Below are 24,914 nucleotides of genomic sequence, written 5' to 3' on the forward strand. Positions count from 1 at the left end.
CACGAAATGGCGACGTCATCTAAGGTGGACTGGCAAGGCATTCTTGCGTTGAGGAACCATTTGATGCGCCCTTTTTTGTTGCTCTTTCTGCTATTCCCGGTGTTGGAGCTGTTCGTATTCGTTCAAGTCAGCGGTGCGATCGGGTTTTTCCCGGCCCTGTTGCTGATCATTCTCGGCTCGATGCTCGGCGTCCTGGTGCTGCGCGTCGCCGGCCTGGCCACGGCGCTGCGTGCCCGTGAAAGCCTGAACCGCGGCGAACTGCCTGCCCAGACCATGCTTGAAGGCCTGATGATGGCCCTGGCCGGTGGCTTGTTGATCCTGCCTGGCTTTATCAGCGACGTGGTCGGCCTGGTCATGTTGCTGCCCGTCACCCGCAAGCTGTTGGCGGGCAAGATGCGCCAGCGTGCCGAAGAGGCTGCCATCCGTCAGCGTGCGTTCGCCGACGACCTGCAACCCCGTGGCGGCCCGGCCCCGCGTCAGCCGCTGGGGCGTGAAGGTGATGTGATCGAAGGCGAGTTCGAACACCGCGACAGTAAGTAACCGCTTCACTGGCACGGCACCTTCGGGTGCCGTGTTGCATTTACGGGTCGGCAGACGCAAAAAATTTCATCTCCGGCCCCTTGTAATAAGCTTATGCGCCCTTATGTAACGGTCACCGCAAGGTTTCTGGTGGCGACACCAGACAGACTTCCGCGTCTTGCTTGGCGAGGCGCGACCGGCACAGCCGGACTACAACCCGCCGGTACAGACACCGGCCGATGAAAAACACAATTAGGAGAGATCGACAATGAGCAAGCTTCGTCCTCTGCACGACCGCGTCGTAATCCGTCGCAGCGAAGAAGAAAAGAAAACCGCCGGCGGGATCGTTCTGCCAGGTTCGGCTGCCGAGAAAGCCAACCACGGTGTGATCGTCGCTGCTGGCCCAGGCAAAACCCTGGAAAACGGTGAAGTGCGTGCTCTGGCCGTTAAAGTCGGTGACAAGGTTGTATTCGGCCCTTACTCCGGCAGCAACACTGTGAAAGTTGACGGCGAAGACCTGCTGGTCATGGCTGAGAACGAGATTCTCGCCGTACTGGAAGCGTAATTTCCCCGCTCATTTTCCCGTTACTCCAAAGTATTTAAGGATTATCGATCATGGCTGCTAAAGAAGTTAAATTCGGCGATTCCGCCCGCAAGAAAATGCTCACCGGTGTCAACATCCTGGCTGACGCAGTAAAAGCGACCCTGGGCCCGAAAGGCCGTAACGTGATCATCGAGAAGAGCTTCGGCGCTCCGACCATCACCAAGGACGGCGTTTCCGTAGCCAAAGAAATCGAACTGGAAGACCGTTTCGAGAACATGGGCGCGCAGCTGGTCAAAGACGTTGCCTCCCGTGCCAACGATGACGCAGGCGACGGCACCACCACCGCTACCGTTCTGGCTCAGGCCATCGTCAACGAAGGCTACAAAGCCGTCGCTGCCGGCATGAACCCAATGGACCTCAAGCGCGGCATCGACAAGGCAACCATCGCCATCGTCGCCGAGCTGAAAAACCTGTCCAAGCCATGCGCTGACACCAAGGCTATCGCCCAGGTAGGTACCATCTCTGCCAACTCCGACAGCTCCATCGGCGACATCATTGCCGAAGCCATGGAAAAAGTCGGTAAAGAAGGCGTGATCACCGTTGAAGAAGGCACTGGCCTGGAAAACGAACTGTCGGTTGTAGAAGGCATGCAGTTCGACCGTGGCTACCTGTCCCCGTACTTCGTCAACAAGCCAGAAACCATGGTTGCCGAGCTGGACAGCCCGCTGATCCTGCTGGTCGACAAAAAGATCTCGAACATCCGCGAAATGCTGCCAGTGCTGGAAGCCGTTGCCAAAGCCGGCCGCCCACTGCTGATCGTTTCCGAAGACGTTGAAGGCGAAGCCCTGGCGACTCTGGTTGTGAACAACATGCGTGGCATCGTCAAAGTCGCAGCCGTCAAGGCGCCAGGCTTCGGCGACCGTCGCAAGGCCATGCTGCAGGACATCGCCGTTCTGACCGGCGGTACCGTTATCTCCGAAGAGATCGGCCTGAGCCTGGAAAGCGCTACCCTGGAAAACCTGGGCAGTGCCAAGCGCGTGACCATCTCCAAAGAAAACACCATCATCGTTGACGGTGCTGGCGTAGAGCAGGACATCCAGGCTCGTATCACTCAGATCCGTGCCCAGGTTGCCGAAACTTCGTCCGACTACGACCGTGAAAAACTGCAAGAGCGCCTGGCCAAGCTGTCCGGCGGCGTTGCAGTGATCAAGGTTGGCGCCGGTTCCGAAGTTGAAATGAAAGAGAAGAAAGCCCGCGTTGAAGACGCCCTGCACGCAACCCGCGCAGCCGTCGAAGAAGGCGTGGTACCTGGCGGTGGCGTTGCGCTGATCCGTGCTCTGGAAGCCCTGGCCAACCTGACCGGCGACAACGCTGACCAGAACGTCGGTATTGCCGTACTGCGTCGCGCTGTTGAAGCACCACTGCGCCAGATCGCTGCCAACTCCGGCGACGAGCCAAGCGTTGTGGTCAACGAAGTCAAGAACGGCAAAGGTAACTACGGTTACAACGCTGCGACTGGCGTCTACGGCGACATGATCGAAATGGGCATCCTGGACCCTACCAAGGTGACTCGTTCCGCGCTGCAAGCTGCAGCCTCCATCGGTGGCCTGATCCTGACCACCGAAGCTGCTATCGCTGACAAGCCTAAGCCTGAAGGCTCGGCTGGCGGCGGTATGCCAGACATGGGCGGCATGGGTGGCATGGGCGGCATGATGTAAGCCAGCCTTACCCCCGTACTGAAAAAGCCCCGCCGGCAGTGATGCCGGCGGGGCTTTTTTATGCCTGGGTTTCGCCAGGCGTGAGGGTGCATCATCCTGCCAGCCTTTCTGTGGGCTCCGAGTGAAGCGATAGTGAAAAACTCGTGAAGGGAACTAATGGGTTGAAAAAACTTATAGAGTCGTGCCGCTGCCCTAGTCGTAAGCCACACTTGGCCTTAAGCTGCGCGAGCCAACACGGCCGTTACCGCGTACGGAGACACTGCCCATGCGAATTCTATTGGTTGAAGACAACCGCGATATTCTGGCCAACCTGGCCGATTACCTGGGGCTAAAGGGCTATACCGTCGACTGTGCGCAGGACGGTTTATCAGGCCTGCACTTGGCCGCCACCGAGCATTACGACTTGATCGTGCTCGACATCATGCTGCCCGGCATCGACGGCTACACCCTGTGCAAACGCCTGCGCGAAGATGCACGCCGCGACACACCGGTGATCATGCTCACCGCCCGCGATCAACTGGATGACCGGTTGCAGGGCTTCAAGTCCGGCGCCGATGACTACCTGCTCAAACCGTTTGCCCTGTCGGAACTGGCCGCGCGCATCGAAGCCGTGCTGCGCCGAGCCCAGGGTGGCGGACGCCGCGCCCTGCAGGTGGGTGACCTGAGCTACGACCTCGACACCCTGGAAGTGACCCGCGAAGGGCGCCTGCTCAAGCTCAACCCGGTTGGCTTGAAACTGCTGGCGGTGCTGATGCAGAAGAGCCCGCACGTGCTGCGTCGCGAAATTCTCGAAGAAGCCCTGTGGGGCGATGACTGCCCGGACAGCGACAGCCTGCGCAGCCACGTTCACCAATTGCGCCAAGTGATCGATAAGCCGTTCGCCAAGCCGTTGCTGCAAACGGTGCACGGCGTTGGTTATCGCTTGGCCGAGGGTCGAGATGGAGTTTAAGCAAAGCCTTGCCCAACGGATCATCATCGCCTTTGCCTTGATGAGTGCGTTGGTGGCGGGCGCCTTTGCCATGGGCATCGTTGCGACCGTGCACCTGGTGGAAGAGAAGTTGATCTCGGCGGGCCTGGGCGGCGACTTGCAACGCCTGCTGCTGATGGACACCGTCGAGGACTGGCGGCACCGGCCCGAACCGGATCAGCTGTTTTACTTCAGTGGCGGGCCTGGCGACTTCGAGTTGCCCAAGGATTTGCGACACCTTGAGCCCGGCTTCCATGAAGTCTTCCGCGAGTCGCTGTCGTACCACGCCATGGTCGAAGTGGTCGACGGTCGGCGCTATGTGCTGCTGCAGGATCAAAGCGATTTCGAAGAGCGCGAGCGCGTGCTGTTTGCCGTGGTACTGGTGGGCTTCGTGCTGAGCCTGGCGCTGGCGGTGTTCCTCGGTTGGGTCCTGGCGCGCAAGGTGATGGCACCGGTTGTACGCCTGGCGCGCCAGGTCCGTCATCGTGACCAACTGCTGGGCCTGGCACCGCCGCTGGCGCCGGACTACGCGGCCGACGAAGTGGGTGAGCTGGCAGTGGCCTTCGATGCCACCCTGGGGCGCTTGCGTCAGGCGCTGTCTCGCGAGCAATTGTTTACCAGTGACGTAAGCCACGAATTGCGCACGCCGTTGATGGTGCTGGCCAGCTCCTGCGAATTGCTGCTGGAAAACCCGGCCATCGATCAGCGTGGGCGCAACCAGGTCGAGCGCATTGCCCGTGCTTGTGAAGAAATGCGCGAGCTGGTGCAGACCTTCCTGATGCTGGCCCGTGCCGAACATGACGAGAGCACCATGTCGCCCCAGGTCAGCCTGGAGCAAGTGGCTGACGACCTGCTCGGTATCTGGCGCGACCCTATCGAGCGCAAGGGCCTGGAGCTGATCTACCAGCCGGGCAGCCCGCTGGATACCCGCTATAACGCCACGTTCCTGCATGCGGTGATGGGCAACCTGTTGCGCAATGCGCTGCATTACACCGAGCAGGGTTTTATTCGGCTGACGTTGGAGCCGAGCGGTTTTGTGGTGGAAGACACTGGTGTGGGCATCCCCGAGGACAAGCGCGAAGCGATGTTCGAGCCGTTTGTGCGCGGCAACGAGAAGCGGGGCGAGGGCCTGGGCCTGGGGTTGTCGCTGGTCCAGCGCATCTGCGAAAACCAGGGCTGGAGCGTGAGCCTCAGCACCATGGAACCCAATGGCTGCCGCTTTCATGTGCAATTGAGTCAGGTCAACGCCTGACTCCACCCCCTGCCGCTATCCTGCCAGAGATCACCGCTATTCGGCGAAGATGGCCCCATGCCATTGCTTGTCTCTGTAAAGTCTTGAAATGTATGGGATTGGACAGGACAAGTTTTTCACAACGGGTTGACCAGTTGATCACAGCGCGATGCCTAAGGTTGTAGGCATCAGCAACTGGAGATCCGTTGATGTCTACCCCGATCAAACTCGAATTTTCCGAAAAGTACGACGACGAACACGCCCACGAATATTTGCTCAAGCATCAGGACAATCTCGCTCGCCGGCTGTCCCACAAACGCGACGAGCAATTGGCCCGTGGCGCGTTGGCGATGGCCGGTGAGCCTGGCCTGGTGCTGGACTTGCCGTGTGGCGCCGGGCGTTTCTGGCCGTTGCTGGCCGAAAAGCCCAACCGCGTGATCATCGGTGCCGATAATTCGGCGTCGATGTTAAAGGTGGCAACCGTCGCCCAGCCCGCCGATGTGGTGAAACGGGTACGGCCTTTGCAGACATCTGCCTTTGATATCGATTTGCCAGATAACGCGGTCGACAGCATTTTCTGCATGCGCTTGTTGCACCACATTGGTGACCCGGCGCACCGGTTGGCGATATTGCGGGAGTTTCAGCGTGTTACTCGAGACAGCGTGATCGTTTCATTGTGGGTCGATGGCAACTTCAAAGCCTGGAAACGCAAGCGTCTCGAAGGTCAGCGTCGCAAGAAGGGTGAGCAGGAAGGTTACCAAAATAGATTTGTGTTACCGGCTGCTACTGTTGAAGCCGAGTTCGAGGAAGCCGGTTTTCGAGTTCAGGAGTCCCTGGACTTCATTCCGCTCTATGCCATGTGGCGAGTGTACGTATTACGCAAGAGGTAACAGGATGGCAGTTGAGTGCGTAGCAGGCAGTCATGTAGCGCCCGAAGAACGTTTTGATTATTTCTGGCGCCAGCAGGGCGAGTGGGTCGAAGAGCCTAACCGCCGGCGTGGTGGTGAAAGCGGTGTGCAGCGCGTGATGGGCACCAATGGACGCTTGCTCTACGCCAAGCGCCAGACCGGGCATATCTACCGCAGCTGGCTGCACCCGTTGGGCCGCCCCACTGTGCTGCGCGAGCGGGACGCGATCAAGGGCCTGCGCCTGTTGGATGTACGCGTGCCGGAGATGGTCTTCTGCGAGGCGCGCCGCGACTCCGAGCAGCGCTGGCAGGCACTGTTGGTGACCGCCGCCCTGGATGGCTTTGACGAAATCGAAAACTGGTACGCCGCCGGTGGCCGTGAGCAGTACGGCGAGCTTGTGCACGAGCGCGTGCTCAAGGAACTGGCCGGCACCCTGGCGCGCATGCACCGCGGGCGCTGGCAACACGGTTGCCTGTATATCAAGCATATTTTCGTGCGGGTGACGGGCGAAGGTGACGCCGCCAACGTTGAAGTGGCACTGCTGGATTTCGAGAAATGCCGCCAGCGCTTGACCGCTTATCGGGCCGCCTCCCATGACATGCTGCAACTGCGTCGCCATTCGTCGTGGAACGCTACCGACTGGGCGAAACTCAGCTACTTTTACGAGACGGCGTTTGGCAGCGCTATCAAGGGTTTAACCAGATGAAGCTAGAAATAGCACGAGGTCTGTTCCTGGTCGGGGCGTTGGGCGTTGCAGCCATGGCGCTGGCGGCCTGGGAACAGCCTCGCACACAGGTGCTCAGTGCAACGCAGGGTGGCGGGCAATGCCTGTTGCCGCGCGTTGCCAAGGCGAGCACTGCGGTCAAGCCTGATCATGAACTGTTGCTGTTCATGTTTGGCATGTCTCAAGGCATGAGGCCGCAGAGTTGAAACGATTCAACCCCCCGGAAAAGGGCCTTGCGATGCGAGGCCCTTTTTTTTGCCTGCGTGTCAGGCCTTGTCCGGCTTGGCCAGTAAGGTATAGACGCACGGCAACACAAACAACGTGAACAGCGTGCCGATCGACATCCCCGTCGCAATCACCATACCGATATCGAACCGACTGACCGCGCCAGCGCCCGTGGCGAAAATCAGCGGCACCATGCCGAACACCATCGCCGCAGTGGTCATCAGCACTGGCCTTAGGCGAATTGCGGCGGCTTCTTCGACTGCCTGGCGGGGCGTCAGGCCCTTGTCCTTGCGCAGTTGGTTGGCGAACTCCACGATCAGGATCCCGTGCTTGCTGATCAAGCCGATCAGCGTGACCAAACCGACCTGGGTGTAGATGTTCAGGCTCGACCAACCCAGAAACAGCGGAATCAGCGCCCCACAGATCGACAATGGCACCGTCACCAGGATTACCAGCGGGTCACGGAAGCTTTCGAACTGCGCCGCCAGCACCAAAAAGATGATCGCCAGGGCCAGGCCAAAGGTAACCCACAACGCCGTGCCTTCCTGGATGAATTGCCGGGACGCGCCGCTGTAGTCGAATGCATAGCCGGGCGGGGTTTCTTCAATGGCAATCTGGCGCACCGTGTCGATGGCTTCGCCCATGCTGACAATAGGGAAGCCCGAGATCAGCGCCGAGTTGAGTTGCTGGAACTGGTTCAACTGCCGAGGGCGGGCGCGGTCCGTGACGGTGATCAGCGTGGAGAGTGGCAACAGCTCAGCCTTGGCGTTTTTTACGTAGTAGTTGTTCAGCCATTCGGGGTTGTCGCGGTAAGCACGTTCGACCTGGGCGATCACCTTGTAACTGCGCCCGTCCAGGGTGAACCGGTTGATTTCCGCCTCCGCCAGCAAGGTGGCCAGGGTGCCGCCGAGGTCCTGCATCGACACACCCATCTGCGCCGCCTTGGCGCGGTCGATATCCACCACCACTTCAGGTTTGTCGAACGCCAGGTCGATGTCCACGAAGGCAAACTTGCCCGACTCCATCGCGCGTTTTTTCACGCGGTTGGCCACCTCGAGCAACGACTCATAATCGTTGGCCGTGTTGATGACGAAACCGAACGGCAAGCCTTCACCCGTGCCGGGCAAGGAGGGCAGGTTGAAGCCGAACACTTGCAGGCCGGGTATCTGCTCCAGGCGCTTTTGCACCTCGGGCAGGATTTGCATCTGCGTGCGGTCGCGCTCGTTCCACGGCTTGAGCAGGAAACCGCCGATGCCCGACTGCACCCCGTTGAAGCCATTGATCTGGAATGACGAGTAGTACTCCGGAAACTCTTTGAAGATCTGGATGAATTCGTCGGTGTAGGTGTTGAGGTAGTCGAGGTTGGTCGGCTGCGGCGCACTGGCCATCATGAAAATGATGCCCTGGTCTTCGTCCGGTGCCAGTTGCGACTGGGTGAACTTGAGGAACAGCGGGATCAGGCACAGCACAATCAACGCAAACACGATCACCACCGGCCGCGTGTTCAGGGTGCCGTGCAGCATGCGTTGGTAGCGGCGCTTGAGGCCGTCGAAAATCCGGTCGAGACGGTGAGACAGGCCCGAAGGGTTTTCATCGTGACGCAACAACAGGGCGCACATCATCGGCGACAGCGTCAGGGCGACGATCCCGGAGATGATCACCGCCCCGGCCAGTGTCAGCGCGAACTCCTTGAACAAGGCGCCGGTAAGCCCTTCGAGAAAACCAATCGGCGCATACACCGCCGCCAGGGTGATGGTCATCGACACCACCGGCAAGGCGATCTCCCGCGCGCCTTCCAGCGCTGCGTCCAGGGGCGTCTTGCCTTCCTCGATATGCCGGTGGATGTTTTCCACCACCACGATGGCGTCGTCCACCACCAGGCCAATGGCCAGGACCATCGCCAGCAGGGTCAGCAGGTTGATCGAGTAGCCCATCAACTGCATGAAGAACAGCACGCCGATCATCGACAGCGGGATAGTGATCACCGGGATCACCACCGAACGTAGGGCGCCGAGGAACAGGAACACCACGACGATCACGATCAGCACCGCTTCAAACAGGGTCTTGACCACCTCGTTGATGGAGGCCTGGATAAACAGCGTGGCGTCGTAGGCGATTTCTGCCTTGAGGTTGGGCGGCAGCTGGGATTCCAGCTCCGGCATGATCTTGCGCACTTCCTTGATTACATCCAGCGGGTTGGCGCTGGGCGTGGCCTTGATGCCGATGTACACCGACGGCGTGCCGCCAAACGAGCTGATTGCGTTGTAGTTTTCCGCGCCCATTTCCACCCGTGCCACGTCCCGCAGCAGCACACGGCTGTCGCCGTCGGTTTTCACGGTGATCGCGCCAAAGGCCTCGGCGGACTTGAGGTCGGTGTTGGCGTTGATGCTGGTGACGACGAACTCGCCCTTTACCTCGCCGGCGGCGGACAGGAAGTTGTAGCGGCGCACGGCGTCGGTGATGTCGCTGGCACTGAGGCCGAAGCCCGCGAGCTTGACCGGGTCTAGCCAGATACGCATGGCAAACACCTGGTTGCCGAGGATCTCCGCTTCGGCCATGCCGGGCAGGGTGGCGAGCTTGGGCTGGATCACGCGCGATAAATAGTCGGTGATCTGCGGGTTGCTCAGTTCCCCGCTGGAGAAGCTGATGTACATCAGTGCCGAGGCGTCGGCGGCCTCTTTGCTCAGCACCGGGTCTTCGGCGTCCTGCGGCAGTTTGTTCTTCACCTCGTTGGCCTTGGCCAGCAACTCGGTAAACAGCCGGTCACTGTTGGCGCCGATGCGCGCGTAGATCGAGATCACCGAGAAGTTCTGGCGGCTCACCGAGGTCATGTAGTCAATGCCTTCGGCACTGGCCAGGCTTTGCTGCAGGGGCTGGGTGATATAGCCCTGGATGGTCTCCGCGTTGGCACCAGGGTAGGCGGTGGTCACTGTGATCAGGGCGTTTTCCATACTCGGGTACTGGCGCAACGGCAGCTTGCTGTAGGCCTGGAAACCCAGCAAAACGATCAGCAGGCTGACCACCATGGCCAGCACGGGTCGGCGGATAAAGACGTCGGTGAACTTCATGGCTCAGTGTCCTGCCGGCAGGTTTTTGTCCGGGCTGATGGCAATGGGCGTGCCGTTGTCCAGCTTTAACTGGCCGGCGCTGACCACCTGCTCGCCGGCTTTCAAGCCTTTGTTCACCCGTACCAGGCCGCCGCGTCGTTCACCGGTTTCGACAAAGCGTCGTTCGGCGATTAGCAGGGGCTTACCATCGGCATCCTTTTCCACCTCGCCGCTCTCGGTTTTTTTCTCGGCCACGGCGTACACCGAGTTGCCGTAGAGGGTGTAGGTAATTGCGCCTTCAGGCACCACGATCTGCGGGGCGGGGTTGGGCAGTAGCACGTCCAGGCTGGTGAACATGCCGGGCAGCAGCTTGCCCTCCGGGTTGGCCAGCGTGGCGCGCACCAGCACGTTGCGCGTGCTGTTCTCCACCTTGGGGTTGATCGCGCTGACGCTGCCGGGAAATTGCTCGCCAGGGTAAGCCGAGACTTCCACCTGCACCGCCTGCCCGAGGGCGACCTTGGGCACGGAGTGTTCGGGGATATAGAAATCGACGTAGAGGCTGCTGATGTCCTGCAGGATGGCGATCACTGTGCCGCTGGCCAGGTAGTCACCCACGTCCACCTGGCGAATGCCGATGGTGCCGCTGAACGGCGCGACGATGTGCTTTTTCGCCAGCGACGCCTTGAGCTGGTTGACCGTGGCCTTGTTCTTTTGCAGTTGCGCGGAAAGGCGATCGAACTCGCCTTTGGAGATGGCCTGGCTGCCCACCAGCTGGCTGCCGCGACCGTAATCCAGCTGGGCCAGGCCGAGATCCGCCTGGGCGGTTTCCAGCAGGGCGCTTTCCACTGCGCTGTCGAGTTGCACCAACGGTTGCCCGGCCTTGACCTTCTGCCCGGACTCGAACTGCACGTCCTTGACCGTGCCGGCCACCTCCAGGCTCAGGTTCACCCCTTGCAACGCCTTGAGCGTACCCACCGAAGGCAAGCGCAGTTGCCAGGGCTGCTCGGCCGCCGTCGCGACGGCCACACTGACCGGCGGCTTGGGTTTGGAAAAGACCTGAATCTGCTGATAGATGGAAAAGGCTTTATAGCCCGCCAACAGCAGCACGATTAACAGGACGACACCCAACATGATCAGCATGCGACGGCGCAGCATATTCCGATTCCTTGGAAAAACTGGGACAGACGAAGACAGACGATTGTCGGAACATTACTCCGAGTATTGGGGGTATTCCACTCGGTATTTTTGACAGGTAAACGGACCTGTAGGCGCCCGGCTTGCTGGCGATAGCGTACTTCGCGTCGCCGCAAGGCTTGAGGCCCTCATCGCCGGCAAGCCGGGCTCCTACAGGGAATCGCGTCAGATCAAGTGAAGATGGTTGTCCCAGAGCCCTGCGGGCAATTCCAAGGGTTTTGCTACCAGTTGTTTCTGGCGGCAATCGTAGAAGCGGCAACGACCCTGGCCGGAGGTGACGACAAAGCCGTCCTCGACGGCCCCCACACCGGCACAGTCAGGCAGCGGCCCATCCAGGCGCAGCGCGCCGCTGTCCATGTCCCAGATAAAGAAGCGATTGCCCCGCGGCGCGGTCAACGCCACCAGGCGCAGTTCGCTGTGCACCGCCACGCTGGCGGTGTAGTGCCCCATGGCCTGCAACTGCTCATCGGCCACCGGGAAGGCTACGAACGGCTGCCCTGGACGCTTGATCGCCAACAACTCGGAGCGCTCCTGGGACGGCCCCATGAACTGCTGCCCGGTGAGGATGGTGCCATCGCTGGCGATCCCCATGTGGCGCACGCTGTTCATCTGCTGGCCGAGGGTTTCCTTGCTGATCAAGGTGCCGTCGCGGTGCATCAGCACCAGGCTCGGTTCCATGGCGTTGAGGTTCATCTCCACGCGGCTTTCGGCTTCGGTGCGAATGCCGCCGTTGGCCACCACCAGGGTTTCGCCATCGGGCATCCACGACACCTGGTGCGGGCCGATACCGTGGGTGGAGAGCTCACCGCTGTGCACCAGCCGCTCGCCTTCGAACCTGTACACGCCGAGCAGGCCACGGCCGGGGTCGGAGGTGTCGTTTTCGGTGGCGTACAGCCAATCGCCGCTCTTGTGGATGACCGCGTGGCCATAGAAGTGGCGATTGGCATGGGAAGTGATGGTTTGCAGCAGCGCGCCATCACGCAGGTCGATCAGATAACTCTCGGTGCCCGGGCGACGGGCGACAAACAGCGCGATCGGCAGCGTCGGGTGGTTGATGATGTCGTGGCAGCGCTGGCCGACCTGTGTGGCAAACACCGGCTTGCCGTCCAGGCGGTAGCCGACGGCGTAGTGCTTGCCGTCCGCATCATCGCGCGCCGACAGCAGCAGCGGGCCCTTGTCCTTGCTTTTGAACAGCGTCCAGCCACCCAGAGTGAGTGCACTGAGCAGCACGCTGCCAACGGCCAAAGCCTGTCGCCTGAGCATCATCAGTCACCGTCGTTGGCATTGAAGCCCAGTTGGATGCCCAGCGCCTTGGCCAGTTCGCCTTCGTGCAGGCGGTGGACGACGTTGAGGCTGTCATAGATATCGTTGAGCTGCTGGCGCCCGGCGTCATCGTTCAACAGTTCGTTGAGGGTGCGCTGGTTGCTGGCGAACAGTTTCAGGGACGCGGCATAGGCAGCGTCGATCTTGTCAGCCAATGGCTTCTGCTCGGCCGGCAGCAGGCCACGCAGGCCTTTGTTGTCCACACCCACCCACACGGTCTGGGCTGCCGCGAGGCTGGCTTCGAGGCTTTGCAGGGACGACTGGCTGCGCCATGCATCGGCCTGGAATGGCTGCGGGATGCCCTTGGTCTGGCGGCCCATCGGCGTGCCGAGCTTTTTCTTCAGGGTGTCCAGTGCGGTCACTTGGACGCGCAGCAGGTCGGCGATGGCTTCGTGGGAATCGGCGTAGCGCTGGTTAGGAAACTTGGTCATCTGCGCGAGCATGCCGTCGGTGCTGTTCCAGCTGGCCAGGATCTCTTCGGCCAGGGCCTTCTGACGGTCGCCGATGGCCACCAGCAGCGGGCAGTAACGGGCCTTTTGGGCGTCGTCGGCAATGTCGGTCTTGGCGTCATAGAGGATGTATTCGTAGGCCGACAGGCCTTGTACCACCACGCTGGACTTGGCCAGGGCGGCACCGTCGATCTGCGGCTGGCTGGCGACGAGTTGCTCGACCTGGCGGCCGACCAGGTTCTTTTTGTCCGGCCAGAATTGCACCTGCCACGAACGGTTGCCTTCGGCCAACGGGCCGATCAGCAAGGGTTGCAGCTCGGCCCAGGCTTTTTGGGCGTGGAGGAAGTCGGCACGGGCGGTGTCCAGGCTCTCTTTGCCCTGGCAGTAGGCAAGGGCGCTCACGGCCAGTTGACGGTCGGCTTCAACCCAACGGCTGTAGGTCGGCAGGATCACTTGCTTGGCGATGGCCGCTGAGGTCACCGCTTGCGGGTCCTGGGGCGAGCAGGCGCCAAGGGCGAGGGCGGCCAGGCTGGTGAACAACAACTTGGGACGGAACATGTCGAGCTCCCTTCTGTAATTGGGGCGAAGCTTATAAAGAATTCAGGAACGCCAGCAACGCTGCGCGCTGCTCGGCATTAAAGGACAACACATGCTGCTGCGCCGCTTGTGCTTCGCCGCCGTGCCACAGTACGGCTTCGAGCAGGTTGCGGGCGCGGCCGTCATGCAGGAACTGGGTGTGGCCACTCACGGTTTGCGTCAGGCCAATGCCCCACAACGGCGGGGTGCGCCAGTCGCGGCCACCGGCCTTGAATTCGCTGCGGTTGTCGGCCAGCCCCGGCCCCATGTCGTGCAACAGCAGGTCGCTGTAGGGGCGGATCACCTGGTTGGCCAGTTCAGGTTCAGCGGCATTCGCGGCCGTGGTGAACGCGGGTTTGTGGCAACCCTGGCAACCTGCCTGGTAGAACAGGTTTTTACCGGCCAGCACCTGCGGCGTGTTGACGCCACGGCGCGCCGGCACCGCCAGGTTGCGGGTGTAGAACAGCACCAGGCGCAGGATATTGTCGCTGACTTCCTGCTCGCCGTCGGCGCCATTGCCGTTGGGGGCCTGTTTGCAGGCAACTTGGGCATCGGTGCAGTCATCAAAGGGTCTCAGGGATGTGGTGAGGCCCATATCACCAGAGAACGCGTGAACATTTTGTTGATTGAGGTTGGGTTGCCCGGCCTTCCAGCCAAAACGCCCGAGCACGGTTTTTTGCTGGGCGTCGTCCCAGACCCAATTGGCGCGGCCAACGATGGCTTCCTTGTCGGCAGTCTTCGGGTCGGTGTTGCGCAGGATATCGGCGTCGCTGATGGCTTCGAGCAGGCCCAGGCCGATCATCGGCGGGGCGATGCGGGCGGAAAAACGCGTATCCGGATGCATCGGGCCGTAGCCGAGCTGGGTGATCTGCAGGTCTGGCTTGCGCAACTCGACCACGGTGCCGTCCTTGAACGTCACGTTGACCGGTGTGTAATCCATGCGCACCTTGCCTTCAGGCGCTACGCCCGGCACGGCCATGTCTTGCAGTTGCCCGCCGTAGACGGGCTCGGGTACTACGCCGACCTGTTCGATGAGCTTGGCGTAGGCCGGGGTATCCGGAATGGACAGGCGCACCAGCATCGACACTGCATTGGGGGCGTCGGGCAGCGGCGGATGGCCGCGACCGTCCTTGATATGGCAGTTCTGGCAGGCATTGGTGTTGAACAACGGGCCGAGGCCATCACGCGCCGTGGTGGTGGACGGCGCGATCACCCAGGGGCTGCGGAAGAAGCTGTTGCCGACGCTGAAATCCAGGCGCCGGGTGGGCGAGAGGTTGGCCGAAGGCAGGGAAAACGCGTTCTGGTCACGCTTGTTCACCGTCGCAGCGCCGCCCGCCCGTGATTCACCCGGCTCGGCCTTGGTAAACCTGGGCGCGTCATCGCAGGCGCTCAGGCTCAAGGCCAGCACGGCTGCGGACAGGCGAAAAAGCGAACGGAACATCGAGTTTCCCGGACGAAGACGAAAAATAAGGTCGCAAAGTCTAACAGGGCGGGGCGCAATGAATAAGAGCAATTATCGTTTGGTCGAATCCGATTCATTCCCGCTAGAATGACCGCACATTTTTCTCTGGAGGTGGCCAATGCAGGCTCTCGACGCTTTGCTCAACCGTGTTTCCGTGCCGCGTCTGCTGGAACCGGCGCCGACCCAGGAGCAGCGCGACGTGCTGTTCGCCGCCGCCATGCGCGCGCCTGACCACGGCCAACTGCGCCCTTGGCGTTTCCTCACGGTTGAAGGGGCTGCCCGTGAGCAAATGGGCACGCTGCTGGCCGAAGCCGCACGCCTGCAGGACGCCGATGCCCCGCAAGCCGCCATCGACAAGGCCCAGAACGGCCCGTTGCGCGCGCCGTTGGTGGTGGTGGTGATTGCCCGGTTGCAGGAACATTTCAAGGTGCCGAAGTCCGAGCAACTGCTGGCCGCCGCCTGCGCCGCCCACGGTATCCTGCTGGCGGCGTATGCCCAGGGGATTGGCGCGGTGTGGCGCACGGGCGAATTGTCCTACTCGGCCCATGTCGCCAAAGGCCTGGGGCTGACGGCGGATGAGGAAGTGATTGGCTTCCTTTACCTGGGCACGCCGCAGAACCCGCCGCGTACCGCGGCTAAAGAGGATGTGGCGGCGTTTGTCCAGGCTTGGACTGGTCTCTAATGGTAGGAGCCGGCTTGCCGGCGATGAGGCCCTTGAGAGTTGCATCAATTTCAAGGCTGCCATCGCCGGCAAGCCGGCTCCCACAGGGTTTTGTGCAAGCTGTCAGACCCTGAACTGATCCATCAACTTCATTTGCTGGCTGGCCAATGCATTGAGTTGGCTGCTGATGGCCGCCGACTCGGTGGCCTGGCCGGTGAGGGTCTCGGTCACGGTGCGTATCGCCGAAACGTTGCGGTTGACCTCTTCGGCCACGGCGCTCTGTTGTTCGGCGGCGCTGGCGATCTGCAGGTTCATGTCGCTGATCACGGTGACCGCGTCACTGATCTTGCCCAAGGCCTGCACGGCTTGATGGATCTGCCCCGCATTGCTCTGCGCCTGATGCTGGCTCGAATGCATGGTGGCGACCACGCCACGGGTGCCACTCTGGATCCGTTCGATCACCAAGCGGATCTCTTCCACCGAATCCTGGGTGCGCTTGGCCAGGTTGCGCACCTCGTCGGCCACCACCGCAAACCCACGGCCACTTTCCCCGGCGCGCGCCGCTTCAATGGCGGCGTTGAGGGCCAGCAGGTTGGTCTGCTCGGCAATGCTGCGGATCACTTCCAGCACTGAACCGATCTGTTCGCTGTTGACCGCCAAGGCTTCGACTTCACCTACGGCCCTGCTGACTTCCTCGGCCAGGGAGGTGATATCGCGAGTGCTCTGCTCAATGATCGACATGCCTTCACGCGCCGACTGATCGGCACCGCGTGCCGCGCTGGCGGCATTCGAGGCGCTGTTGGCCACGTCGTGGGCAGTGGCGCTCATTTCGTTCGACGCGGTGGCCACCTGGTCGATTTCGCGGAACTGCACCTGCATGCCTTCGCTGGTCTGGCGGGCGATGGCGGAGGACTGGTCAGCGGTGCCACGGGCTTCAGTGATGCTTTGCTTGATCTGCGCGATGGTCGGTTGCAGTTTGTCGAGGAAGCGGTTGAACCAGTTCACCAACTCGCCCAGTTCATCCTTCTTGGCATAGGCCAGGCGTTGGGTGAGGTCGCCGTCACCGCTGGCGATGTCTTTGAGCATGGCCGCCACGCTGTTGATTGGGCGGGTGACACCCGTGGCAGTCAGCCAGATCAGCAGCAAGCCCAGCAAGCCGGCGGCGGCGGCCACCAGCAGCGCCTTGAGGGTGCCGGCTGCCTGAGCGTCATCGAGTACCGCTTGCAGTTTGACGTTGTCGGCGAGCATCACCGCTTTTGGCAGCTTGATCACCACGCCCCAGGATTTGGCATCGGCGATCGGCTTCACCGGGTACACCGCGCGAATGGTGCCGTCCTGCTCGCGGATCATGCGGTTGTCGCTCGCCAGCAGTTGCACGATTTCCTTGCCTTCGGCACCGAGGGTGTCGATCAGGTTCTTGCCGACCTTGGCCGGCTCGCCACTGTAGGCGGCAATCAAACCGGTGCTGGAGAGTATTTCCAGGTGCGCGGCGCCATTGAACACGTCTTTCTGTGCCGCGTCGGTGCTGGCCTGTAAGGCGTTGAGGGCGATGTCGACGCCCACCACGCCAATGACCTTCGCGTCCACGATCAGCGGCAGGGAGATGGTGGTCATCAACACGGGTTTGCCGGCCACGGTGTCTTCGTATGGGTCCAGCAGGCAGGTGTTGCGGGTGTCGCGTGGGCAGGTGTACCAGATGTTGTAGGGCGTACCGCTGAGGTTGAGGGTGGTCTTGGTCAGGTCGTCCTCGACCATGATGGTGTTCAAGCCTTCGCCGCCTGCACGGCTCCAGTAGCTGGAGAACCGCCCCTTTTCGTTGGAGACGCGAGCCTTGTCGTCGATGAATTCGCTGTCCTTGCCGTCCAGGCCATTGGGCTCGAATGACAACCACATGCCCAGCACTTTGCTGTTGCGTTCGAAGGCAGTTTTCAGGCTCTGGTTAAGTGCTTCGCGCAGTGCGCCAGGCTCCAGTCCGCGCTGGGCGGCCAAGTTGCGCAGGTCCTTGATCTGATCGGCCAGGGCGGTCACGGCCAGCAGGCTGTCTCCAAAGGTTTTCTGCAAGTGCACCGCTTGCTCGGCGGCCTTGGCCTGCAGCAGTTGTTCCACGCTGGCGGTGAGCATGCGCGAGCTGGAGTCGCTGACCAGTTGATCGTTCTGGTTGGTGTTGTAGAGGTTGATGCCGACGACCAGCGCGATCACCCCCAACAGGCAAAGGCCCGACAGCAACACGATTTTCAAGCGAATGGAGAGGGTGTCGAACATAGGTTCACTCACGAATGGACTTGTTTGAAGGCACGCAGTGCAGGCCAAGTCCATTCAGCGCTATGTCTGAAACATCGGCGTAATAAACCATTTCATGAGAGGGAGGCGATGAGTGGTAGGGAAAACCCTACAAGCAGCGTTATACGGGCGCTGCAAGCCGTTCCGGGCGTGACCAGATCCACAGATTGCCCAGGCTCATCCCGGCAATCGCCAGGTAGATCGGCCAGCCATGATCGAGCATCACCAGCATCAACAGGGCGCACAGCAGCATGCTCACGGTGGCGCTGACTTTGGCACGACGGGCGATGATCTTGCCGTTGCGCCAATTGAACAGGATCGGCCCGAACAGCCGGTGGTTTTCCAGCCAGGCACTGAGGCGCGGAGAGCTTTTGGTGGCGGCCCACGCGGCGAGCAGGATGAATTCGGTGGTGGGCAAACCCGGCACGACAATCGCCACCAGCCCGATGCCCAGGCTGACGTAGGCCAGCAGGCCGAAGAGGATCCGGGCGATTTTCGAGGTGGATTGGGTTTTGCCGGTCATAGGTAGAGATATCACAGAGAATCAATATGAAATGAGATCTAAATGTGGGAGCGGGCTTGCTGTGGTGAGTGGGGCTTGTCCCCCGACGGGCTCACCGCCGACCCAAGGGGCTGCTTCGAAGCCCAGCGCAGGGCAAGCCTGCTCACCACAGCAAGCCCGCTTCCACATTTTTATCGCATTCCAGCCAAGGGTCAGGCCAGTTCAGGGGCGCTAGCGTACGCCTGTTCCAGCAGCACGGTGAAGCGCACAAACGCGTCGATCGCGCCTTTTTCCACCGCGGCTTCTTCTTCGGCGCTGAATTCCAGGGCGTCGAGGGTGCGAGTGAAGCTTTTCCAGCCTTCGGCACGACCACCGGCCGGCTCACCCAGGTGACGGGCACCGAAGGTTTCGCTCAGGCCCAGGCCGACGGCGCGCTTGATCAGGAACGCGGCGCCCAGCTTGGAGCCTTCGGAGACAAACAGCCAGCCCAGGGCTTCGGCCTTGCTCGGGTTCTTCACGGCGCCGGCGACCGGTGCCGGTACCTCGGTGTCCAGGTCGCCCAGGTCCAGCTTGGCGGCTTCGGCGCGGCAGCGCTCGGCCAGGTCCGGCACGATCTTGATCAGCTCGGGGTCGTTGTACAGGGCTACCAGTTCTGACTGGAACAGATACTGCGCCACGACGAAGCGGGCGAAGTTGGCCTGGGTTTCAAACGGGGCGTGGGCCTTGACCAGTGCGTCGAGCTTGGTATGTGGCTCGTTGGTGATCTGGTTCAGGCGCTGGGAGCGCAGGCTTGCACGTTCTGCGGTTGAGGAAGCGGTCATGAAAAAAGTCCTTGAGAAGGGAAGCGCCTTGGTGCCCGAAAGAGAGCTGTTATCAACTAGACGAACAAGAAGACGCGGCACAGTAAAAAATCCTCACCCCGACGTTGAATAAAGGCGCCGGGGTGAGGCGGGTTTCATCAGATGTCCCAGATCACGTTGATCGCAAAGTTGCGACCCGGCTGGGTCAGGCGGTCGAGGTTGGCCGGGGAGGTCACACCGGCTTCGCCGACGCCGTCGTAGCTGCGCACGTCATCCCAGTTCCAGTACTTCTTGTCGGTGAGGTTGTAGAGGCCGCCATTGACGGTCACGTCGTTGGTGACCTTGTAGAAGGCGGTCAGGTCAAGCACGCCGAAGCCTGGGGTCTTGAACGGGCCGGTGGTGCTGCCGTCAGGCGCGTGGAAGGTGGTGCTGTCGACGCGGTTCTGCTTTTTCACCAGGGTCCAGCTCAGCAGGCCACCGTAGTTGTCCTGGTCGTAGCCCAGGCCGAATACGCCCTTGAGCGGGTTGACGCTGTTGAGCGCCTCGCCATTGTCGTCGTTGCGGCCATAGGTGTAGCCGACCGAACCCTGGGTGTACAGGCCTTGCGGCGCGCCGAAGGCATCGAGGTTCAGGCGCCCTTTGGCTTCTATCCCTTTGATGGTGGCGTGCTTGATGTTGTTGGCTTCGAATTGCTGTGAGGTGCCGCCGGCGACGGAGGCGTCCTCGTCGATGAAGTCGCGGTATTTGTTGTAGAACACAGCGATATCAAACGAACCGGAATCGAAGTTGCCGCGAATCCCGGTTTCCACGCCCTTGCTGCTTTCCGGCTTGAGGTCTGGGTTGGGCTCGACGGTGTAGCCCTGCTGCAGGTTTTCAAAGCGGCCGTACAAGGCCTTGGCCGACGGTGTGCGGAAGCCTTCAGCGTATTGGCCGAACCAGGTGTAGTGATCGGTCAGTGCGTAGGTCAGGCCGAATTTTGGCGTCACGCGGTGCCAGGTTTTTTCCTTGTCGCTGTGGGCGTAGATCCGCGTCGGGTCAACCGTGTTGAGGAACTCTTCAGTCAACTTGGGCTTGAGCTGGGTGTAGTCGTAGCGCACAGCGGGCAGGAAGGTCCACTTGTCCCAGGTGATCTGGTCTTGTGCGAACAGCGAGTAGGTGTTGATGGTCGGGTCCGGGAAGTCACTGGCCTTTTTCACGCTGTCGCTGGCAATCGGGCTGGGCGCGCCGATGGCCGTGCAACCGCTGCCGACCGCCAGGCAGGTAGCGCCGCCTTCGCGGGAGCCGGTGACTTTCTGTTGTTTCAGGGTGGTGCCGTAGGTGACTCGGTGATCGGTGTCGCCCACGCTGAACGCCTTGTCCAGCTGTGCGTCGAACACCCACTGTTTTTCCTCGTAGAGGGTTTCGCGGGTGCGCAGGACGCGGCGGGACGGCTGGTAGATTTCGGCGGTGGACTGGTCGGTCTTGGCGATCTGGTAGTTGAGGCTGGTCTTGATCTGGTCGGCAATCGGCGAGTCAAGGGCGAAGCGGTTTTCGATGCCGAAACGCTCGCGTGTGATGGTGTCGTTGCCCGACCGCGCACGGTAGAAGTTGAAGCCGCGCCCACCGGTGAACGGACCACCCACGGCATTCTTGAGATTGACGTCGCGATCATCCTTGAACTTCTCGTACGTCAGGCCCAGTCGATTGTCGTCACCGTAGTTCCAGCCCAGCTTGGCCAGCACGTTGGTGGTGCGCGCGTCCTCTGGGTTGGCGCCGGTGCGCGCCAGGCCCGTGGCGTTGTTGCCATCGTAGGATTCCATCTCATGGCCATTGCGCTGGCTCAAGTGCAGCAAACCGTCGAAGTCCTGCACGCGGCCGGCGACGGTGCCGGAGGTCAACCAACTTTCGTCGGCGGAGCTGTAGCCGGTCTTGAGGCGCGCGCCGAAGTCCTGGCCGGGCTTGATGATGTCATCCGGGTCGAGGGTGAAATAACTGACGGCGCCGCCGATGGCGCTGCTGCCGTACAGGGCCGAGGCCGGGCCGCGCAGGATTTCCACGCGCTTGACGATTTCCGGGTCGACGTAGTTGCGGCGGGTCTTGGCGTAGGGGCCGTTGAAGAAGTTGTCCGGCACTTCCACACCGTCCACCTGGGTGAGGATGCGGTCGCCGTCGATGCCGCGAATGTTGTAGCCCGAATTGCTTGAGCGGCCACCCGCACCGCCGACCGAGACGTTGGGTTCATAACGCACCAGTTCACGAATGGTATTCACGTTCTGGCGGTCCAGCTCCTCGCGTTCCTGCACGGTCACGGTGCTGGGCACGCTGCTGATGTTTTGCTCGTTACGGGTAGCGCTGATGGTCACCTGTTGCAGGTTGAGGGTGCCGCCCGTTGCGCGTTTCTCCAGCACGATGTTGTTGCTGCCCAGTTTGCGGTAGCTCAGGTTGGTCCCCACCAACAGCCGGTCCAGGGCTTTTTCCGGCGACAACGGCCCGCGTACGCCAGGGGACGACACACCCTGGCCCAGCTCGGCCGGCAAGCCGACCTGCCAGCCGGTCACGGCGGTAAAGGCATTGAGTGCCGAGACCAGCGACTGCTGCTCGATACTGAAGTTGTAGTTGCCGTGGCTGCGCGGGGCGGGTTCTGCGGCGGTGGCCGTCATCACTGGCGCACCGGCCAGCAGGATGGCTGCAGTCAGCAAGGACAGGACGGGCGAAGAGGACCGGCGGTTGAAACAAGAGGACATCGAGAGCGCTCCGGGGTACGAATCTTATAGTTGCGAACTGAAACAAATAGGAATCAGTTGCATTGGCTAAGACGAGACGTACCATCGTTGGCTATCGAGTAAAAATAATTCTCATTTAGTTCAGGATCACCAGCGCGGGGTATTCCGACAGCTTGGCCGAGGTGATGTGCGCCAGTGAACGCACCACGTCCAGCGGCTGGTCGAGGCGGTAATTGCCCGTGACGGCGACGCTGGCGAGTTGATCGTTGGTGTTGACGATCCAGCCAGGGTAATAGCGGCGCAGTTCGGCAAGCACTTCGCTCATGGGGCAGTTTTCGAAGATCAGCCGGCCCTGCACCCAGGCCAGGTCCTTGTTGGCGTCCAGCTTGGCGGGTTGGCCGAAGCCCTTGGGCCCGATGCGGATACTTTCACCGGCGCGCAGGCGCACGCGGGCATCATCGAAGGTGTTGCTCAGGTCGACATCGCCGCGCTGAACTTGCACCTGAGCTTCGCCATTGAGGTAGCGCACGGCGAACGCGGTATCACGCACGCTGGCGCGCACGGGGCCGGCGTCGATTTCCAGGGGCAGGCCATGGTTGGGCACGATTTCGAAAAACGCCTCGCCCTGGTACAGGCGGGCGATACGCTGGTGGTCCTTGATGCTGCTGGAAAACGCCGAGTTGGTGTTGAGCAACACCTTGGAGCCGTCGTCCAATTGCAGGCGCTGGCGTTCGCCCACCACGGTAAGGTGGTCGGCTTGCAGGCGTACCGGCAAATTGCTGAAGCTGAACAGGCCGATCAACAACACGGCGGCGGTGGCCAGTGGCTTCCAGTGCGGCTTGATCCGGCGCCAGGCGCTGGGTTTGCGCGGCGCCGCCAGTGCGACGGCGGCGCTGTACACCGGCGCGCCACCCCAGGCAGCCTGGGCCTTGCCGAAGGCGTGGACGTGGGCGGGGTCGCTGGCCAGCCAGGCTTCGAATTCGGCCTGCTGCCCGGGCTGCGGGCACTGCAAGGCGATCAGCCAGTCGAGGGCTTGGTCCATAGCCGTGTCTTGCAACACCTCATGAGCCAGCTCATGGGGGCGCAGTTTATTCGGGTCCGTCACGGTGTTCCTCGGGTCTTCGCCACGTTCTATTCAACTTTCCTGCAGCTTGGGTCGACGATTCTGTCGAGTGAAGCTTAAGGCCGATCCAGCCGTTCGGCCACACCTACACAGATGGCCATGATCAATTTCAGTTCCTTTTGCACGGTGCTCAAGGACACTTGGAGCTGATCGGCGATCTCCTGGTAACTGCAACCATGCAGTCGGCTGAGGATGAAAATCTGCTGTTGGCGGGCGCTCAACTGGCCAAGGCTGACGCTGAGGGCTTCAAGCATCTGCTCGGCCTGGGTGGCATCTTCGGGCGTGCTGATCGGCGCGGCGACGCTTTGCAGGACGTCCAGCGGGACATCTTCCTGCAGCATGCGGGCCTGGATCCGACGTGCACGCAGATGATCCAGCGCGAGGTTGCGCGCGGTTTGATAGACGAAGGGTTCGAGGTGATCGATCGGCCGCTCACTGAGGGCCCGGGTGACGCGCAGGTAGGTTTCCTGCAACAGGTCTTCGGCGGTGCTGTGGTTATTCACCATCCGCTGCAAGGTGCGAAGCAGAATCACCCGTTGGGTGAGAAAGACGTGGTTGAAGCGAGATTGGCTCACAGTGGTACCAGACCGATTTGCAGTTAATGATAATGCTTATCATCAACTCAAATGGCAAGTGGCACGTTGAGCGGTTTTGCACAGGACAAATGTGGGAGCGAGCTTGCTCGCGAATGCATCACCTCGGTATTCAGATGAACCGAGGCGTCTGTATTCGCGAGCAAGCCCGCTCCCACACAAGCCTACTCCCACTGGATTACTCGGCGTTGCACAGCGCCAGGCAGTTATCCAGCATGCGGTTGGAGAAGCCCCACTCGTTGTCGTACCAGGCCAGCACTTTGAGCAACTTGCCGCTGACCTTGGTGTGATTGGCGTCGAAGATCGACGACAGCGGGTTGTGGTTGAAGTCACTGGAAACCAGCGGCAGGGTGTTGTAGCCGAGGATCTTCGAGTGCTGGCTGGCTTCTTTGAGCAGCGCGTTGACTTCTTCGGCAGTGGCTTCTTTCTTCAGTTGTACGGTGAGGTCAACCAGCGACACGTTGATCACCGGCACACGCACGGCCATGCCGGTCAGCTTGCCCGCCAATTCCGGCAGCACCAGGCCTACCGCTTCGGCGGCGCCGGTCTTGCTCGGGATCATGTTCTGGGTGGCCGAACGCGCGCGGTACGGGTCGGTGTGGTAGACGTCGGTCAGGTTCTGGTCGTTGGTGTAGGCGTGAATCGTGGTCATCAGGCCGCTTTCGATACCCAGCTCGCGGTGCAGCACCTGGGCGACTGGCGCCAGGCAGTTGGTGGTGCACGAGGCGTTGGAGATGATCTGGTGGGACTGACGCAAAATGTCATGGTTTACGCCATAAACCACAGTGGCGTCCGCGCCCTTGGCCGGGGCCGAGATGATCACCTTGCGCGCGCCAGCGGTAATATGGGCGGCAGCCTTGTCACGGTCGGTGAACAGGCCGGTGCATTCGAACACCACGTCGATCTTGTGTGCAGCCCACGGCAGGTCGGCGGGGTTGCGAATGGCACTGACGGCAATCCGGTCGCCATTGACGGTCAGGCTTTCCTGATCGTGGGCGACCTCTGCTTCGAAAGTGCCATGCACGGTGTCGTATTTGAGCAGGTGGGCGTTGATCGAGCTGTCGCCCAGATCGTTGATGGCGACGATCTGCAAATCCTGGCGGTAGCCTTGGGTATACAGTGCGCGCAGGACATTACGGCCGATACGGCCAAAACCATTGATTGCGATACGAAGAGTCATTGGAAAGTGCCTGTCGTCGATTTGTTGTAAGAATTACAAGATTATTCGCATAAAAATAGAAAACAAGCCTTTTTAGTGGCAATATTTTGTTCAATCTACAACGAGTGACCTGAATCAACTGGTCCGATGATCCAAACGACTCCCTGCCATCCCATGCGCTGCGGGCGTTTGATCAGCATAGACACT

Annotated in this window: 21 protein-coding genes and 1 pseudogene; 9 read left to right on the forward strand and 13 right to left on the reverse strand. The window is 61.1% G+C overall.

From position 1 onward, the window contains the following. Positions 1-63: 63 nt before the first annotated feature. The 8 genes from CWC48_RS16375 (at position 64) to CWC48_RS16410 (ending at position 6,817) form a co-directional block, all read left to right on the forward strand. Positions 64-540 carry an FxsA family protein gene (locus CWC48_RS16375; RefSeq protein WP_025854816.1) on the forward strand — a complete coding sequence of 159 codons (477 nt, stop codon included), beginning with the start codon at positions 64-66 and terminating at the stop codon, positions 538-540. A gap of 247 nt (positions 541-787) precedes the next feature. Further along, entirely contained in the window at positions 788-1,084 is a 297-nt protein-coding gene (gene groES / locus CWC48_RS16380) for a co-chaperone GroES (RefSeq protein WP_016975516.1), read from the forward strand. Between the two features lie 50 nt (positions 1,085-1,134). After that, positions 1,135-2,781, forward strand: coding sequence for a chaperonin GroEL (groL, locus tag CWC48_RS16385; RefSeq protein ID WP_078050058.1), 1,647 nt, complete (start codon positions 1,135-1,137; stop codon positions 2,779-2,781). A gap of 265 nt (positions 2,782-3,046) precedes the next feature. Continuing rightward, complete coding sequence (gene colR / locus CWC48_RS16390) at positions 3,047-3,730, forward strand: two-component system response regulator ColR (protein WP_003175870.1); 684 nt, start codon at positions 3,047-3,049, stop codon at positions 3,728-3,730. Next, positions 3,720-5,000 (forward strand): HAMP domain-containing sensor histidine kinase, encoded by a 1,281-nt coding sequence (locus CWC48_RS16395; RefSeq protein WP_099494256.1) that lies wholly within the window; start codon positions 3,720-3,722, stop codon positions 4,998-5,000. The genes colR and CWC48_RS16395 overlap by 11 nt, the downstream gene beginning before the upstream one ends. 188 nt (positions 5,001-5,188) lie before the next feature. Next, positions 5,189-5,869: a class I SAM-dependent methyltransferase gene (locus tag CWC48_RS16400; protein ID WP_078050056.1), complete on the forward strand. Its 681-nt coding sequence runs from the start codon at positions 5,189-5,191 to the stop codon at positions 5,867-5,869. A gap of 4 nt (positions 5,870-5,873) precedes the next feature. Further along, positions 5,874-6,593 (forward strand): lipopolysaccharide kinase InaA family protein, encoded by a 720-nt coding sequence (locus tag CWC48_RS16405; protein ID WP_078050055.1) that lies wholly within the window; start codon positions 5,874-5,876, stop codon positions 6,591-6,593. Beyond that, a complete protein-coding gene (locus CWC48_RS16410) occupies positions 6,590-6,817 on the forward strand; it encodes a hypothetical protein (RefSeq protein WP_078050054.1) in 228 nt (75 codons plus the stop codon). The genes CWC48_RS16405 and CWC48_RS16410 overlap by 4 nt, the downstream gene beginning before the upstream one ends. Before the next feature lie 60 nt (positions 6,818-6,877). On the opposite strand, the gene CWC48_RS16415 is transcribed toward CWC48_RS16410, so the two are convergent. The 5 genes from CWC48_RS16415 to CWC48_RS16440 form a co-directional block, all read right to left on the reverse strand. Continuing rightward, positions 6,878-9,904 carry a multidrug efflux RND transporter permease subunit gene (locus CWC48_RS16415; protein WP_100492201.1) on the reverse strand — a complete coding sequence of 1,009 codons (3,027 nt, stop codon included), beginning with the start codon at positions 9,902-9,904 and terminating at the stop codon, positions 6,878-6,880. A 3-nt stretch (positions 9,905-9,907) separates the two neighbouring features. Then, positions 9,908-11,038, reverse strand: a complete 1,131-nt coding sequence (locus CWC48_RS16420) for an efflux RND transporter periplasmic adaptor subunit (protein ID WP_100492202.1) — start codon at positions 11,036-11,038, stop codon at positions 9,908-9,910. Positions 11,039-11,242: 204 nt separating this feature from the next. Continuing rightward, positions 11,243-12,340, reverse strand: coding sequence for a DUF1513 domain-containing protein (locus tag CWC48_RS16430; RefSeq protein ID WP_078050051.1), 1,098 nt, complete (start codon positions 12,338-12,340; stop codon positions 11,243-11,245). Between the two features lie 2 nt (positions 12,341-12,342). Next, on the reverse strand, positions 12,343-13,407 hold the full coding sequence (locus tag CWC48_RS16435) for an imelysin family protein (RefSeq protein WP_078050050.1): 1,065 nt from the start codon (positions 13,405-13,407) through the stop codon (positions 12,343-12,345). Positions 13,408-13,438: 31 nt separating this feature from the next. Further along, positions 13,439-14,866: a di-heme oxidoredictase family protein gene (locus CWC48_RS16440; protein ID WP_100492204.1), complete on the reverse strand. Its 1,428-nt coding sequence runs from the start codon at positions 14,864-14,866 to the stop codon at positions 13,439-13,441. 139 nt (positions 14,867-15,005) lie between these two features. Between CWC48_RS16440 and CWC48_RS16445 the strand changes: the two genes are divergently transcribed. Continuing rightward, on the forward strand, positions 15,006-15,569 hold the full coding sequence (locus CWC48_RS16445; RefSeq protein WP_053135698.1) for an NAD(P)H nitroreductase: 564 nt from the start codon (positions 15,006-15,008) through the stop codon (positions 15,567-15,569). Positions 15,570-15,671: 102 nt separating this feature from the next. On the opposite strand, the gene CWC48_RS30880 is transcribed toward CWC48_RS16445, so the two are convergent. From CWC48_RS30880 to gap, 8 genes and pseudogenes are all read right to left on the reverse strand, one after another. Continuing rightward, entirely contained in the window at positions 15,672-16,427 is a 756-nt protein-coding gene (locus CWC48_RS30880) for a methyl-accepting chemotaxis protein (protein WP_371857073.1), read from the reverse strand. 102 nt (positions 16,428-16,529) lie between these two features. Beyond that, positions 16,530-17,864 (reverse strand): annotated as a pseudogene (locus tag CWC48_RS30885) (HAMP domain-containing protein); the annotation flags it as partial. Positions 17,865-17,949: 85 nt separating this feature from the next. Beyond that, on the reverse strand, positions 17,950-18,351 hold the full coding sequence (locus tag CWC48_RS16460) for a YbaN family protein (RefSeq protein WP_099494261.1): 402 nt from the start codon (positions 18,349-18,351) through the stop codon (positions 17,950-17,952). A gap of 191 nt (positions 18,352-18,542) precedes the next feature. Continuing rightward, positions 18,543-19,151: a biliverdin-producing heme oxygenase gene (locus CWC48_RS16465; RefSeq protein ID WP_100492206.1), complete on the reverse strand. Its 609-nt coding sequence runs from the start codon at positions 19,149-19,151 to the stop codon at positions 18,543-18,545. A 137-nt stretch (positions 19,152-19,288) separates the two neighbouring features. Further along, positions 19,289-21,853 (reverse strand): TonB-dependent receptor, encoded by a 2,565-nt coding sequence (locus CWC48_RS16470; protein WP_100492207.1) that lies wholly within the window; start codon positions 21,851-21,853, stop codon positions 19,289-19,291. A 115-nt stretch (positions 21,854-21,968) separates the two neighbouring features. Beyond that, on the reverse strand, positions 21,969-22,937 hold the full coding sequence (locus CWC48_RS16475; RefSeq protein WP_099494263.1) for a FecR domain-containing protein: 969 nt from the start codon (positions 22,935-22,937) through the stop codon (positions 21,969-21,971). Between the two features lie 74 nt (positions 22,938-23,011). After that, positions 23,012-23,530: an RNA polymerase sigma factor gene (locus CWC48_RS16480; protein ID WP_099494264.1), complete on the reverse strand. Its 519-nt coding sequence runs from the start codon at positions 23,528-23,530 to the stop codon at positions 23,012-23,014. A 196-nt stretch (positions 23,531-23,726) separates the two neighbouring features. After that, complete coding sequence (gene gap / locus CWC48_RS16485) at positions 23,727-24,728, reverse strand: type I glyceraldehyde-3-phosphate dehydrogenase (protein ID WP_015885658.1); 1,002 nt, start codon at positions 24,726-24,728, stop codon at positions 23,727-23,729. Between the last annotated feature and the right edge of the window lie 186 nt (positions 24,729-24,914).

The sequence above is a fragment of the Pseudomonas sp. S10E 269 genome (assembly GCF_002798465.1).
Lineage (GTDB): Bacteria > Pseudomonadota > Gammaproteobacteria > Pseudomonadales > Pseudomonadaceae > Aquipseudomonas > Aquipseudomonas pergaminensis.

Coding starts and splice junctions, on each gene's coding strand:
- CWC48_RS16375 (WP_025854816.1), top strand. CDS start 64: ATGCGCCCTTTTTTGTTGCTCTTTCTGCTATTCCCGGTGTTGGAGCTG.
- CWC48_RS16410 (WP_078050054.1), top strand. CDS start 6,590: ATGAAGCTAGAAATAGCACGAGGTCTGTTCCTGGTCGGGGCGTTGGGC.
- CWC48_RS16420 (WP_100492202.1), bottom strand. CDS start 11,038: ATGCTGCGCCGTCGCATGCTGATCATGTTGGGTGTCGTCCTGTTAATC.
- CWC48_RS16415 (WP_100492201.1), bottom strand. CDS start 9,904: ATGAAGTTCACCGACGTCTTTATCCGCCGACCCGTGCTGGCCATGGTG.
- CWC48_RS16405 (WP_078050055.1), top strand. CDS start 5,874: ATGGCAGTTGAGTGCGTAGCAGGCAGTCATGTAGCGCCCGAAGAACGT.
- groL (WP_078050058.1), top strand. CDS start 1,135: ATGGCTGCTAAAGAAGTTAAATTCGGCGATTCCGCCCGCAAGAAAATG.
- groES (WP_016975516.1), top strand. CDS start 788: ATGAGCAAGCTTCGTCCTCTGCACGACCGCGTCGTAATCCGTCGCAGC.
- CWC48_RS16395 (WP_099494256.1), top strand. CDS start 3,720: ATGGAGTTTAAGCAAAGCCTTGCCCAACGGATCATCATCGCCTTTGCC.
- gap (WP_015885658.1), bottom strand. CDS start 24,728: ATGACTCTTCGTATCGCAATCAATGGTTTTGGCCGTATCGGCCGTAAT.
- CWC48_RS16400 (WP_078050056.1), top strand. CDS start 5,189: ATGTCTACCCCGATCAAACTCGAATTTTCCGAAAAGTACGACGACGAA.
- CWC48_RS16460 (WP_099494261.1), bottom strand. CDS start 18,351: ATGACCGGCAAAACCCAATCCACCTCGAAAATCGCCCGGATCCTCTTC.
- colR (WP_003175870.1), top strand. CDS start 3,047: ATGCGAATTCTATTGGTTGAAGACAACCGCGATATTCTGGCCAACCTG.
- CWC48_RS16465 (WP_100492206.1), bottom strand. CDS start 19,151: ATGACCGCTTCCTCAACCGCAGAACGTGCAAGCCTGCGCTCCCAGCGC.
- CWC48_RS16435 (WP_078050050.1), bottom strand. CDS start 13,407: ATGTTCCGTCCCAAGTTGTTGTTCACCAGCCTGGCCGCCCTCGCCCTT.
- CWC48_RS30880 (WP_371857073.1), bottom strand. CDS start 16,427: ATGCAGGTGCAGTTCCGCGAAATCGACCAGGTGGCCACCGCGTCGAAC.
- CWC48_RS16440 (WP_100492204.1), bottom strand. CDS start 14,866: ATGTTCCGTTCGCTTTTTCGCCTGTCCGCAGCCGTGCTGGCCTTGAGC.
- CWC48_RS16470 (WP_100492207.1), bottom strand. CDS start 21,853: ATGTCCTCTTGTTTCAACCGCCGGTCCTCTTCGCCCGTCCTGTCCTTG.
- CWC48_RS16430 (WP_078050051.1), bottom strand. CDS start 12,340: ATGCTCAGGCGACAGGCTTTGGCCGTTGGCAGCGTGCTGCTCAGTGCA.
- CWC48_RS16445 (WP_053135698.1), top strand. CDS start 15,006: ATGCAGGCTCTCGACGCTTTGCTCAACCGTGTTTCCGTGCCGCGTCTG.